General features: G+C 43.9%; 10 protein-coding genes. 6 read left to right on the top strand and 4 right to left on the bottom strand.

What is annotated here, in order from left to right; all coding sequences use genetic code 11:
- Positions 1-41: 41 nt before the first annotated feature.
- Entirely contained in the window at positions 42-2,084 is a 2,043-nt protein-coding gene (gene prlC / locus IQP38_RS02255; RefSeq protein ID WP_017635033.1) for an oligopeptidase A, read from the bottom strand.
- Positions 2,085-2,483: 399 nt separating this feature from the next.
- Between prlC and IQP38_RS02260 the strand changes: the two genes are divergently transcribed.
- From IQP38_RS02260 to IQP38_RS02285, 6 genes are all read left to right on the top strand, one after another.
- Entirely contained in the window at positions 2,484-3,323 is an 840-nt protein-coding gene (locus IQP38_RS02260; protein ID WP_005379158.1) for a 23S rRNA (adenine(2030)-N(6))-methyltransferase RlmJ, read from the top strand.
- 259 nt (positions 3,324-3,582) lie between these two features.
- Positions 3,583-4,935, top strand: coding sequence for a glutathione-disulfide reductase (gorA, locus tag IQP38_RS02265; RefSeq protein ID WP_025768282.1), 1,353 nt, complete (start codon positions 3,583-3,585; stop codon positions 4,933-4,935).
- Positions 4,936-5,026: 91 nt separating this feature from the next.
- Positions 5,027-6,229, top strand: a complete 1,203-nt coding sequence (locus IQP38_RS02270) for a site-specific integrase (protein ID WP_193837259.1) — start codon at positions 5,027-5,029, stop codon at positions 6,227-6,229.
- Entirely contained in the window at positions 6,222-7,925 is a 1,704-nt protein-coding gene (locus IQP38_RS02275) for a hypothetical protein (protein ID WP_193837260.1), read from the top strand. Before IQP38_RS02270 ends, IQP38_RS02275 begins: the two co-directional genes overlap by 8 nt.
- 9 nt (positions 7,926-7,934) lie before the next feature.
- Positions 7,935-10,022, top strand: a complete 2,088-nt coding sequence (locus tag IQP38_RS02280; protein ID WP_193837261.1) for an integrase — start codon at positions 7,935-7,937, stop codon at positions 10,020-10,022.
- Positions 10,015-10,452: a hypothetical protein gene (locus IQP38_RS02285; protein WP_062850840.1), complete on the top strand. Its 438-nt coding sequence runs from the start codon at positions 10,015-10,017 to the stop codon at positions 10,450-10,452. The genes IQP38_RS02280 and IQP38_RS02285 overlap by 8 nt, the downstream gene beginning before the upstream one ends.
- Before the next feature lie 11 nt (positions 10,453-10,463).
- Here the strand turns inward: IQP38_RS02285 and IQP38_RS02290 are convergent, their stop codons facing one another.
- From IQP38_RS02290 to IQP38_RS02300, 3 genes are read right to left on the bottom strand one after another with little or no spacing between them, the layout of a single operon-like run.
- Positions 10,464-10,925 (bottom strand): Mov34/MPN/PAD-1 family protein, encoded by a 462-nt coding sequence (locus IQP38_RS02290; RefSeq protein WP_062850839.1) that lies wholly within the window; start codon positions 10,923-10,925, stop codon positions 10,464-10,466.
- Positions 10,918-12,672, bottom strand: coding sequence for an E2/UBC family protein (locus tag IQP38_RS02295; RefSeq protein WP_193837262.1), 1,755 nt, complete (start codon positions 12,670-12,672; stop codon positions 10,918-10,920). The genes IQP38_RS02290 and IQP38_RS02295 overlap by 8 nt, the downstream gene beginning before the upstream one ends.
- Positions 12,673-12,674: 2 nt before the next feature.
- A complete protein-coding gene (locus IQP38_RS02300) occupies positions 12,675-13,979 on the bottom strand; it encodes a CBASS cGAMP synthase (RefSeq protein ID WP_153993869.1) in 1,305 nt (434 codons plus the stop codon).
- Positions 13,980-13,991 lie beyond the last annotated feature (12 nt).

Consider the following 13,991-nt stretch of genomic DNA (forward strand, 5'->3'; position numbering starts at 1 on the left):
AAGGCCAACCGTTCGGTTGGCCTTGATGTTTTTTGCTCAATTTACGCCGCAATACCCGAATGGCGCAACAGTGCATCGATTTGTGGCTCGCGGCCACGGAAGCGCTTAAACAGCTCCATTGGCTCTTCACTGCCCCCCATTTCTAGGATGTTGTTCAGGAAGCTTAGACCCGTCTCTTTGTTGAAGATGCCTTCTTCTTCAAAGCGAGAATACGCGTCTGACGACAGCACTTCAGCCCACAGGTAGCTGTAGTAACCCGCACTGTAGCCACCAGCAAAAATATGGCCGAAGCTGTGTGAGAAACGCGCCCACTCAACCGCAGGAACTACCGCGACTTTCTCTTTCACTTTCGCCAGAGTTTCCAGTACACGCGCACCCACTTCAGGGTCATATTCGGTGTGAAGCGTGAAGTCGAACAAGCCGAATTCTAGCTGACGCAAAATACCCATCGCAGATTGGAAGTTTTTCGCTGCGAGCATTTTGTCTAGCATCGCTTTAGGTAGCGGCTCACCTGTCTCATAGTGACCAGAAATGAACGCCAGCGCATCCTCTTCCCAACACCAGTTTTCTAGGAACTGACTTGGTAGCTCAACCGCATCCCAAGGCACGCCATTAATACCTGAAACAGCACCTGTATCAACTTGCGTCAACATGTGGTGGATTCCATGACCAAATTCATGGAATAGCGTCACGACTTCATCGTGCGTGAACAGTGCTGGTTTGTCGCCCACTGGACGGTTGAAGTTACACGTTAGATACGCAACCGGCGTTTGCAGCTCGCCAGATAGCGTAACGCGACGACCACGACAATCATCCATCCACGCGCCGCCACGTTTGTGTTCACGAGCGTAGAGATCTAGGTAGAAGCTGCCACGGAGTGTGCCTTCAGCATCAAAGATATCGAAAAAGCGCACGGACTCATGCCAAGTGTCTACGCCTTCGCGCTCAGTAACGGTCATGCCAAACACGCGGTTTAGCACTTCAAACAGACCGCTCACGACTTTTGACTCTGGGAAGTATGGGCGCAGTTCTTCATCCGAAATTTGGAACAGGTGCTGCTTTTGTTTCTCGCTGTAGTAAGCGATATCCCAAACGTTCAGCTCTTCAACACCAAACTCACTTTTCGCAAACTGACGTAACTCTTCGACTTCACGTTCACCTTGCGGCTTCGCTCGTGTCGCTAGGTCATTCAGGAAGCCCAGCACTTGATCCGGCGTTTCAGCCATCTTTGTTGCTAACGACTTTTCACTGTAAGTATTGAAACCTAGCATACGTGAAATTTCATGGCGCAGTTTTAGCTGCTCAGTAATGATTTCTGAGTTATCCCATTTGCCTGCGTTTGGACCTCGATCAGAAGCGCGCGTCACGTACGCTTCGTACACTTCTTTACGCAACTCTTGGTTATCGCAGTAAGTCATGACAGGTAGGTAAGATGGGATATCTAGCGTAATTAGGTAACCATCTAACTCTTTTGCTTCTGCGGCAGCTTTCGCTGCTGCCAGCGCCGATTCTGGCATACCTGCTAGGTCTTTCTCGTCTGTGATGTGCTTGGTCCAACCCATGGTGGCATCCAGCACATTGTTAGAGAATTTAGAGCTCAGCTCAGACATACGTTTGCTGATCTCGCCGTAACGGTGCTGCTCATCGGATGGCAAACCAATGCCTGATAACTCGAAATCACGCAGTGCATCAGTGATGGTTTTCTGCTGGGCACGAGTTAACGTTGCAAATTCTTCGCTCGCTTTGATGGTTTTGTACGCTTCGTACAACCCTTTGTGCTGACCAACCCAAGTGCCGTACTCTGACAAAATTGGTAGGCAACTTTCGTAAGCTTCACGTAGCTCTTCGCTGTTCACTACCGAGTTCATGTGACCCACTGGCGACCAGATGCGGCTTAAGCGATCATCCGCTTCTTCAATTGGCGCAATCACACTGTCCCAAGTTGGGTGAGCGTTGTCTTGTAGAACTTCATCGATTTTTGCTCGGCAGTCAGCAATCGCTTGCTCAACGGCAGGCTTGATGTGTTCTGGTTTAATTTGAGAAAACGGAGGTAGGTCCGTAAACGTCAGAAGAGGATTAGACATGAATAATTCCTTTTGTGTTTTGACTCTGTGATTGCCTGTCTATTTTGTGTAGATAGGCCAACTCAATGTACAGACGAGCCAGCAACATGGATTGGGGGAGCTCCGTTCCCTTTCTCTATGCCGCGATGACCATCATATAGTCAACCAGCGCTACTCTGTCCTTGAGTCTTGTTATACCTAAATGAAATTTCACACCCTTTTGAGTGCGAGAAACTCACCTAGTTCAATTCGATTACCAATAGTAAGTGTGGGTGACTTAAAGAAATTTCAATAGCGTCCCCTTATCAGAGGAACAGATTTGATTGGAAGTTCTACATCTTTAAGTTACTTGAGTATAATACCGCCATAGAGTGAAAATCACAGACCACACTCAGCCAAAGAGTGTTTCGAGAGTTTAATTTGTTAAGTTACCGCCACAGCTTCCACGCTGGCAACCATGCCGACGTGGTCAAACACATCGTTCAAAGCCTCATTCTTGATGCGCTGAAACAAAAAGATAAGCCATTCGTTTATCACGATACCCACTCGGGTGTGGGCCGTTACGATCTGACTCACGAATGGTCTGAAAAAACGGGCGAATACAAACAAGGCATCGCACGTATTTGGGATAACCCAAGCATTCCTGAAGACATCAAAAGCTACATCGATGCCATTAAAGTGCTCAACAACGGCGAGAAGCTGCGTTACTACCCAGGCTCACCACGTGTAGCGCGCGCGCAAATCCGCCCACAAGATCGCATGGTGCTGACCGAGTTGCACCCGGCCGATCACCCATTGTTAGAGCAAGAATTCCATCGTGATCGCCAAGTGAGCATCTTCAAAGAGGACGGGTTCCAACGCCTCAAAGCAAGCTTACCGCCACAAGAACGTCGTGGTTTGGTGCTGATTGACCCACCATACGAACTCGCGAAAGAGTACCGCGATGTGGTGCGAGCGATTCATCAGAGCCATAAACGTTGGGCAACCGGTATCTACGCGATTTGGTACCCAGTGGTAAACCGTCACGACATCGAAGATATGATCGAAGGTTTGGAAGCACTCGGTATTCGTAAAATTCTGCAAATCGAGTTAGGTGTTGCACCCGATACCAACGAGCGCGGCATGACGGCATCCGGCATGATTGTGATTAACCCGCCATGGAAACTGGAAAGCCAGATGAAAGAGATTCTGCCATTCCTGCAAGACGCGATCGCACCAGCAACTGGCCACTGGAAAGTGGACTGGATTGTGCCAGAGTAAGCACTTCAGTACCGATATCTTCAAGCGCAACGATATTCTCGTTGCGCTTTTTTATGCTCTCACCTTCTCCCTCCAGTCGTGCTTATTCTTCTTTTTGTGCCTCTCATCGCTATTTGTCATAAGTATTGTCGCTTTTTCCCATTTAGGAATTAGTCGAATTCGATTTATGATAGTGGGATAACGGTGGCATTGAGTTCGGACAAGGTCATCCCAATCTATCTATGTACCAGATAAAATTTATAAGCTCTTGGAGAAAGTAATGGCGACTCATTTTGACTATATCTGTATCGGTGGCGGCAGTGGCGGCATCGCATCTGCAAACCGTGCGGCGATGTACGGCGCGAAAGTTGCGCTAATCGAAGCTCAAGACCTTGGCGGTACCTGTGTCAACGTAGGTTGTGTACCGAAAAAAGTGATGTGGCATGGCGCGCAAATCGCAGAAGCAATGAACCTGTACGCAGAAGATTACGGTTTTGATGTCGACGTGAAAGGTTTCGACTGGAGCAAACTGGTTGAGAGCCGTCAGGCGTACATTGGTCGTATTCACCAATCTTACGATCGCGTTCTTGGCAACAATAAAGTAAACGTGATTAAAGGCTTTGCTAAGTTTGTTGACGAAAAAACTGTCGAAGTAAACGGTGAACACTACACAGCAGATCACATCCTGATCGCGGTTGGTGGTCGTCCTACTATTCCAAACATTCCAGGCGCTGAATACGGCATCGATTCAAACGGCTTCTTCGACCTAGCAGAGCAACCAAAACGCGTTGCGGTTGTGGGTGCTGGCTACATCGCAGTTGAAATTGCTGGCGTACTGCACGCGCTAGGTACAGAAACGCACCTGTTCGTACGTAAAGAGTCACCACTGCGTAGCTTCGATCCAATGATCATCGATACGTTGGTTGAAGTGATGGACGCAGAAGGTCCAAAACTGCACACCCACTCTGTACCAAAAGAAGTGGTAAAAGAAGCCGATGGCAGCCTAACTCTGCACCTAGAAAACGGTGAAAGCCAAAACGTTGACCAACTGATTTGGGCAATCGGTCGTCACCCAGCGACAGACGCAATCAACCTAGCGTCAACCGGCGTGGCAACGAACGAAAAAGGCTACATCAAGGTAGACGAATACCAAGAAACTAACGTGAAAGGCATCTACTGTGTGGGTGACATCATGGAAGGCGGTATCGAACTAACACCAGTAGCAGTGAAAGCGGGTCGTCAACTTTCTGAGCGTTTGTTCAACAACAAACCAAACGCGAAGATGGACTACGATTTAGTACCAACTGTGGTATTTAGCCACCCACCAATCGGCACTATCGGTCTAACAACGCAAGAAGCAGAAGAGAAGTACGGCAAAGACAACATCAAAGTCTACACATCTGGCTTTACTGCGATGTACACCGCTGTTACTAAGCACCGTCAACCATGTAAGATGAAGCTTGTATGTGCGGGCGAAGAAGAAACGGTTGTTGGCCTACACGGCATCGGTTTCACGGTAGATGAAATGATCCAAGGCTTCGGCGTAGCAATGAAGATGGGCGCAACCAAAGCAGACTTCGACTCTGTTGTGGCTATCCACCCAACGGGCTCTGAAGAGTTCGTTACTATGTAGATCTTTTTATGGAAAACTAAACTTTAGATTTTCATAGTCTGGAAAACTGAACTACCCTCATTAAAGACTTGTTTTTTTTGAGGGTATTTTTATGGTTTACGTAATTGAATCATCATCAATAAATGTTCCCAGAATATACCCGCAAGCATCAACTGACACTCATCCCATTTCACTAAAGGGCTTTCCTACCTTTTATGACTCCAATCATCAATACTTGATGCCTGTTAACCTATGGATGAACTATCTAGTAAATCTAAGGAAGTCCAAAGACTTAAACTCTGCCGTTCGAGCAATCAAAAGGTACTGGCAGTTTTTGGAAATGAAACAATTAAGATGGGATGATTTCCCAGCGACAAAGTACCTACGTCCAACTTACCGCTTTAGAAATGATGATTTACTCAGCAGCGCCCGAAATGGTGAAATGCAGTTTTCTACCGCATCCTTGTACATGCTTCATGTCATCAAATTTTATGAATGGTGTATTACCCATCAACTCCTGCATGTAACTGAACACGCTAAACCATTTGAGTATGAGCTGGTTAAAGTGCAGAACCAGGGGATGATGAGACACCTAAATCCTCAATTTCTTGTTACAAGTACAGACCTGCGTATTAAAGTTCCAAAACGCGCCAACATTCAGTCATTGAATCCATTAAGTAAGGAAGAAATTCGATTATACGCCCTTGAGTTAACCAATTTTGGCATTGAGTTTGTGTTACATCAATTATTGCAAATCCACTCTGGGCTAAGAATTAATGAAGCCTGTACTTTTCCCCAATCTCTTGCCCTTAATGAACTCAGCACAGGCTTATACTCTGAAGTTTTGATAGGACCTGCGAACGGCGTTACTACGAAATATAGTAAAGAGCGAAAAGTAGAAATCCCTGCAAAGTTAGCAGTTTTACTCCACTCTTACTCAACATCTATTAGGAGGAAAAAGCGATTAAAAGGTAAAGAAAGCTCATTTCTGCTCGTTACAAAAAATGGCACTCCATTCAATGCAAATAACGTACAGCAATCCTTCCGACGGCTGAAAGAAAGCATAGAAGTAAAATATTCCATGTCTTTTAAGCACAGGACTCATGACCTCAGAGCAACCTATTGTACCTACCGACTATCATCATTGCTTGAGCATGGGCTACAAAAGAATGCTGTACTCCAAATGATGGCATGGATGGGACACAACAGCGAAAGCACTATATGGAAATACGTAGACTACCTTGAGAGAGAAAAGAGCGTTCAGAATGCCACTAGTTTCTTAGACCAGATACTAGAGGAAGCAGTATATGAATGAAATATCACACCATCCTGAATTGGTAGTAAGCCTCAAAATCGGTATATCTAAATATCAGTCATTTGATTTCAATCGATTTCGCTACCTTGGAGTTCCCCAAAAAAAACAAATTGATAAGGCAAAATTCGCAAATCGCGACAAGTTGGTTCACAAGTGGGTAGATATCTTAGGAAGAAGCCAAGAATATTCTGACCAGACGAAGTTTGGTTATTTCCATGATTTAACTCGATATGTAAGTTTTACTGACAGCCGGATGCTCAACCCCGAATCTGAGGAGGCTGCGAATGCTTGGGAGCAGCATCTCATTGAAAAAGTTAGGCTAGGAAGCATGCCAGTCAATACAGCACAAAAGCATAACAGTGCTATCCGCTGCCTATTAAGGCTCTTAGGCTACCCTGTCGAGAAATGGTTTTCTCCTCATGGTCTATTCCGCCGAGAATCAAATCCAACAGAAGCTTATTCAGACACAGAACTAAAAACTCTTCTGAGGCTTATCCAACCACTGTTTAATCAGCTTTTTAAACAAATTACATCCGATTTTCCTCTCTACCTAAACGCCCAACCAAGAGATAAATTTGCGTCTATCCAACTTAAAGGACGCAATTGCCAAGTCGCTGGGGCTATAACTAAGTGCTTTACACTAGGGTACTTCTTAATGTCGTACTACACATGGGGAAATAGCACTACCATTCTGAAAATGAAGAAGTTTAAGAAATCGGATCTGAGCAAGAACATCGTGTATTCACAAAGCGTACTAAAAGCCAGAGCTAATAAGTACGTGACCATCTCGATTGGTGAAAACAATAATCAAAATGTCCCGAAACATGCATTGAGATTTATCGAGAAGCTTCTCGAACTTAGTAACCTAGTCGCCCCCAATAGCGATCATCTGTTTTTTAAAGTCAGCAGAGGAAAAGCTACCTCCCTTGAACCTTCAAATCTTCGTGACATAACCAATTGGTTGCTTGAGTATTTCAACCCCACAGATGATTACGGAAAACCACTGAGGCCAATGGCTAAAAGGTTTAGAGCTTCAGGTAGTGCTCGTTACTTAGATTTAACGGGAGATGCGGTTGGGGTGGCTAGTCTATTGGGTAACACTCCCCAAACAGTAAGTCGTCACTATACAACCGGTAGTCCCATAGAAAACAGGAAACAGTTACAGGCTGCTGCCCATACACTAGAAGCCGTTGCTCGCTGCTCTGATTTAACTGAGTCAAAAAATTATGCGAAACAACAACTGGATGTTGAAGTACTTCCATATGACGAGTTCCTAGAAAAATACTCATCTTTTAAAAAGAAACCACAAACGACAATCATAGGTTCTGGTTGCAAGAACCCTTTCGATACCCAAGCTGGCAATTACAGAAGAAAAATGAACTTCAGTCCTAAAGATCTAGATGTCGAGCACCTAGCTTGCTCAGATATTCTGAAATGCTTTAGCTGCCCCAACCAAGTGATTCTCGAAGAAGTGGAAGATATTTGGTGTTTGATGAGTTTTAAAGAGGCTGTTAACGACTCTCTCGCAAATCACACGAATCGACAGCAATTCGAAAGAAACTTTAGAGACTTAATAGACAAAATTGAAATGGCTATTTTTAAAGTCGATCCAGCAGTGCGGCGAAAAGCCCAAAATAAACTTAGAAAAGAAGGTCGATATTGTTTATGGCCTGAAGGAATTAACGACCTCTTTTAGGAATCCAAAATGAGAATATTACTAGAGCTTCCGAGTAGCACCGTCCTAAAAGAAAATCAAAACGGATACCTGCATATACTTGACCTATATAATAAAAGTGACTTTCCGTCTCTTTACAAAATACCAGTCACTAAAAACTTTTCTGGTGCCACCGTCAGTTTCTTTGGTGATGAAGAGTGGGATCTAACCGCTTATGTTGATAGAAAAGTCACCAACAAATACAAGATAACGTTTTCTGACATCTCATCACAACCTTTAGCGAATGAGTTCAAGCTAATCTGCTTCATTTGGATATACACTTCCGCCGGACAAGGTCGCTCGTCACCGCTGAAGCCAACTTCTCTTATAGCACTTCATAGTAAGTTGACACAAATCTACAAGTACTTAGACAGATTGAAGTTAGACAGCATATCAAACCTATCTCACCCCGTACTTTTTTATGAGTTTTGCAATCATATTCAAGCCTTGAAGTATAGCTTTATAAGCGCACAGCACATATTCGCAGCTCTCGGGAAAGTGCAAAAATCATTCAGATATTTACCTTTCTCACTCGAACTTCCTACAGATCAAGGACCAGGAGAACTCGCGTCAGAATACTGCTGTCCCTCAAAAAGTAGGTCAGACCAATTCTACGCCATGCCGACATCAGTTATGGAAAAGATATACTTTTGGTGCATTGATTTTATTGAAGAATTACATCCCAACAAAGAGATTCTAAGCGAACTAGCTACTGAGATGAGACTCAATTATACGATGGGGAAAAAGCTCGTCGATAAAAAAATAGACTCTGGTACATGGAAATGGCTAAGCTACGATTCTCCTGATTATCGTATTGAAGTTAATAAATCCAAACCCGTACCGTACAAGAACATTATTGAATCATTTTTAGTTGGTTCACCTCTCGAAAAATACTATCTCCCCACAGCATCGCGCATGCAGGGTTGGTTTAACAAAATATTGACTGCTTGTTACATTCTATGCGCAGCATTCACGGGAATGCGAAGAAATGAATTGTATGGGCTCCACTCAGATAGCTTCAAAACTCGAATATTCAATGGCAAAACAATTTACACACTTCAGTCTTATCACCACAAAATGACTCAAGGAAGAGGGCAATTGACCGAGTGGGTTACATCTCCTGTTACAGGCAAAGCTATTGAGTTAGCAGAGGCCTTAACACGACACATGCGAGTCGAATTATTTTCAAGCCCTAATCCAATGAAAAATCATGAAGCTAGCTGTCTTTGGATAACTCAATCAAGAAAAAGTGAAGAGCCAAAGTTAATGTATGAGGGGCACTTAAGGTATCACTTCGACTTGATAGCTCAAGAGGCAGGTGCAATTGTTAACCAGCAAGTTCTTGATGAGTTTAAGCTAATCAACCCGAATAGAAATCCTCTACACGCCGACAAAAATATTCAACTAGGTAAAGTTTGGCGTGTCACAACCCACCAATTTCGCCGAACTTATGCGGTATTCGTACGGCGACATAACCTTTGCTCTCTAACTGCAGTTAAAGACCAGTTCAAACACCTCGATATTCCAACGACTGATTGGTACGGGGAAGGTAGTGCGGCCGCAGAGTTAAGGGGAATAGAAAAAGATACCGAGCTTAAAGAGCTTATAAAATCTGTCGCCAATGAGGTGATCATAGATAACGTGTATCGCTGGTTTAATTCAAGCGAAAAGCTATACGGGAAAAGAGGTTTAGAAATAATGAAAGAACGAGGTTCTATCCCTTCAGACCTAAAAACAAGAGAACAAATTCAAGAACTTGTTGAAAAGGGAGTAATTGATTTAGTTGGAACGCTCCACTCATATTGCCTTGCCGGTTACGAATGTCGTATGGATAAAGTGGCTTCCCCAGCCAGTTGTTTTAAATGTGAAAACCAACTCATTGACGAGGATAAAGCCCAAAACTGGATACACCGCCACAAGTGGGCATCGGAACAAGTCATTTACCTAGATTCAATTAACCGATTAACCTCCTCCATTGAAAGCCACTATATAACCCAGATTCGAGCCACCGAGAGAGTGATGTACTACTTTAAGATTCCTTTTAAAAAATTTGACCTCAAGGGGGCAGAGCGTGGGTAAGTCTAATGTAACAAGAGCTAAGATAGAGGAAGCACTAAAACGTATACTGCAAGGAAAACCCAAGGTCATACCTTCTACACAGAAGCTCTCTGTAAAAGCAGTTGAAGAAGAAGCCGGACTAGGTAGCGGGTCTGTTTATTATTATCCTGATATTGTTAAAAAAATTAAAAATGACTCTTTAAAGAAACAAGGCAACAATCAAAACAGTTCTTTGTATGACGAAAAGATCTCATATCTTCGTGAACAGTTAAAAAAAGAAAAGAGACTAAAAGAAAAATATCGGTCCGAGGTTACTGAGCTAAAAACTCAGCTTGCTAACATGGCGAGCCAGCATAACCAACTCGCCTTAATAATTCAGCAATATCAGTACAAAATTGCAGAACTAGAGTCTATAGGTAAAGTACATCAACTAGAAAAGCCTGACGATTAACCGATTCACGACTAAAGCAGCTCCAAGCGAGTGATCGTTCCCTTTTCTTTTTTGCCAAGCCAATAGCCTCTACGCCCAACAATAAGAACAAGCATTGGTATTTCGGTGTTTATGCTTCGATTCCAAGAACCTAGATCGGTATAGGAGGGGCATGGCCTATCTTCCGGGTGTGTATGCCATTCCCCAAGGTACTGATGAGCACCACCAGTGATTTCAAAAGCCTCATTGACTCGTGACTGATGATGAGCTCCTCGACGGTCTACGCGGCACCTCTGACGAATATCGCCAGGCCCGGGGTCAGATATATCGCAAACAACCAAATGTTGCCCTCTACGCTCTCCTATAAGGACACCTGCAGACTCAGGAGTAAGATGATGGAGCTGACGATAAGACAGCAATCGCGTTACTACATGTCCCATAATGACAACAAGACAATCACTCTCATCTTTGAAAACAAGTTCGACATCACTCATCACAAATATTACATCCTGAGAAGTGCTTTAGAGTTCTCGGCTTTTTCGAACGAGAGCCATCTAGCATATGCTCACTATAATTCCATGGAAGAGTATGTTCTAGCGTATTCAATACTGCCTCCTGAGCTAAAGCTGCCGTTATGTGGCTTACTGCAGCATCGTATGGTGTATATGTACTTCCACAACTTATGTGCTTCTCTTTTTCCTGATCAATGCCCTCAAAACGAAGATCTACTTTATTTCGATAAACTGCGGGATCAGCTATCATACAACCATAACAACAGCTACCATCGTCAACCAAAACCTTTGAAGCCCGCCCATTACCATCATTAAATGCATGAATAATCACTGGCCTAACATCTGCGCTTAGAGTCCTAACCACTGCCGCAAGACGCTTGGAAACGGGTGGGCGACCTGTTGCATCAATAACGATGTCATATTTCAATAGGACATCAGCTTGGATAGGGAACTGTCTGTCAATCCCTTTGATATTCTGCGCAATATGGACGGCTTCCTTCAGGCTATTGGCTAAAGCTATAGATTTAGCTAGACCAAAGTTATGAGCTGTCAGAGAATGCCGAGCAAAATTGTGTGGTTTGAAAGAATCATTATCATAAAGGTGGAAGTGATTTTCTCCGCAGCCAGCGCCACTACGCAGCAGCAGTTCTGCCAAATATCCACCTATAGTCCCGCATCCAATAAGAGCAATACGCTTATGACTTAAATTTCCAACGTCTGGTCGTGGTTGATTACGACTTAGTAGAGTGTCTCGATCAGCTCTGGTCACACCTAACCGCTTAAAGTTGGCACTAACAAGCTTGCCACCTAATAATGTCGCTTCATTGTTTATGTTCCGCTTTCTAGTGACATTCTTACCAAAGTACCGTTTGCCGAGAACACCCAAATTCAGCTCCAAGTAAACGGCCAACTCATCTTGCCCTTCCACATCAAACAACAATATGTGACGTTTTGTCTTCTTGGACATCAAGAGAGTAACCGTCTGAGCATGCGCAGAGCAATCAACAAGCTTCAACCAACTCAAAACCTCACGAAGGCAGGATGGAGGCCAGTTTACACCAGCCAAACGGTTCGGCTTTACTGATATACAATGCGTTGTAATTGACACTTCTTGCAGGGAGCTTTCATCGAACTTTCTTTGGTTCAACCATTTTACTAACTCTTCACTTTGCTCAGAGCAGGCAGCTACGTACTCTCTGCGGATAGATCCACTACTTAGTTCAGCTTCTACGAGGTGAGCCTTTAATTGAACTTTTCTCGATGGCTTAGCTAACAAGTAGAGATCTTCTTCTGACTGCCAATAAGCACTGAACTCTCCTTCAAGTTCAACATCATTTGATGTTCCACTCTCTACAGATGCTACAGAGTTATCCAAGGTAAGCTGTATTTGCTCATCCACATCTTGATAAGTTGACTTTAGATCATTGGAGTTCCAATCAGCCTCCATTTGGGCAACATAGCATAGGTAAAACCCGAAATTGATATGAGGCAGTAGTCGACCTTTATACTGTTCGGGTTGCTGCAGAATATACGCAAAGGGTAGCTGTATGTGCGGGTCATTCCACAGAACCAAAGCAATTACAAATACCCCACCTTTAGTCGAGTACTCTTTTACGTAGTAGCCTTTGCGCCGGCTTTTTGTATCCAACAGAATGCCTTTAGGCATTTGTTTAGCTGGCGTATAACGAAATCCGCATCCCAGTAATGTATGATGTAATTCCTGCTTCACTTTCAACCACTTACCATTGTACTGTTAATTTTCTCTGGTTTTGAGGCTGAACTAGGCTCTTGAGCAAATGCAGGAAGTGCCTTTGCTAAAACAATAAGATCGCTATTGGTAACACGGCTCCCAAATGCCATATTGATCTTTTTCAAGGCCTCGGACTTAGAATCAGCCAATTCAGCAGATGACAGAATACTAGGCAAGCGCTCTAATTTACTCATAATATCCATCTCACGGCGGCCATGCTTAGAAGAGGGTGGGAACAATGGCTTTTCATCGGTATCGTCAGGACTCTCTACCCCTCGAGCAAACTCATCAGGAAGATTCTTAGCAACTATCTTCATAGTCTCTCCCAGATCACTGGAATCATGAGAAACTCTATCAAGTATGTTTACCGTTGCCGCCATGAGACTTATCGAAGATGGACCACCAACATCCCATTGTGCATCCCGCCATGCTTTCATAAACCGACAGACCTTACGGAGGTGTTTTCCAATTCGTACACAGCTATCGTTAAACCAATCTTCAACTATTTTTGGATCACTATTAACCCATTTTCGCTCACCTTCGCGAAGAGCGAGGTTCACATTCTCAGAATCGACCTCATAAGAGTCAGTATCATCCGAATCATAGAAATATGATTCACAGCCAACATTTTCGAGCAATGACCTGTTTGCTTTTAAAGCAACTTGCTTTTTCATAAATTCATCTTTAGGGATAGCATACATAGGTACATCTATATGCGTTTTCTCTCCCTCGATTTTAATCCGTCCACATGTCTGCTTAGCTTCAAACTTCCAACCACTATTTTCCGCTACAAGTGATTTTAGTGAGGCGTCTACAAGGAGAACTAGTAAGGTATGGCCAATCTTGGGCTCTGACTCAAAGATAGGCATTGGCATGTAGGTGCCATCATCAATATCCATTTCTTGACCTGGCTGAAACGGACGATTCAGAGTGTCATACTGGAAGCTTCCCTGAGTCCAGAAGCGCGGTGTCAGTCCCAAAAACTCATCACGAGTATCTTCATCCATCTCGTGAATAAGCTTAGCTACCTCTCGTTGATCGTTTTCAGACAGGTACTTGATTTTAGTCTTTGAGACCTTTTCCTGAATAATTTCAAACGTAAGAACACTTTGTTTCACAGCCTTGGCAATGCCCTTAGCTTCTTCAAATACATCTCGTGTTCTTAACCGGATAATCTTGCGCAGCGCCTTAAGGTTGTTCTTCTCTTCGTCTGTAAGAACTAGCTTACCCATCAAGCCATCATTTCGGTTTGTATAGTACTGGTGAAAGTTCCAAGCCATTTTCACTCTCCTCTAAGA

Source organism: Vibrio sp. OPT41, from assembly GCF_015163595.1.
GTDB classification, from domain to species: Bacteria; Pseudomonadota; Gammaproteobacteria; order Enterobacterales; family Vibrionaceae; genus Vibrio; species Vibrio alginolyticus.

What these genes read in the sequence shown, in the direction of transcription:
- prlC (WP_017635033.1), bottom strand. Translation starts at nt 2,084, where the DNA reads ATGTCTAATCCTCTTCTGACGTTTACGGACCTACCTCCGTTTTCTCAA.
- gorA (WP_025768282.1), top strand. Translation starts at nt 3,583, where the DNA reads ATGGCGACTCATTTTGACTATATCTGTATCGGTGGCGGCAGTGGCGGC.
- IQP38_RS02270 (WP_193837259.1), top strand. Translation starts at nt 5,027, where the DNA reads ATGGTTTACGTAATTGAATCATCATCAATAAATGTTCCCAGAATATAC.
- IQP38_RS02275 (WP_193837260.1), top strand. Translation starts at nt 6,222, where the DNA reads ATGAATGAAATATCACACCATCCTGAATTGGTAGTAAGCCTCAAAATC.
- IQP38_RS02280 (WP_193837261.1), top strand. Translation starts at nt 7,935, where the DNA reads ATGAGAATATTACTAGAGCTTCCGAGTAGCACCGTCCTAAAAGAAAAT.
- IQP38_RS02290 (WP_062850839.1), bottom strand. Translation starts at nt 10,925, where the DNA reads ATGAGTGATGTCGAACTTGTTTTCAAAGATGAGAGTGATTGTCTTGTT.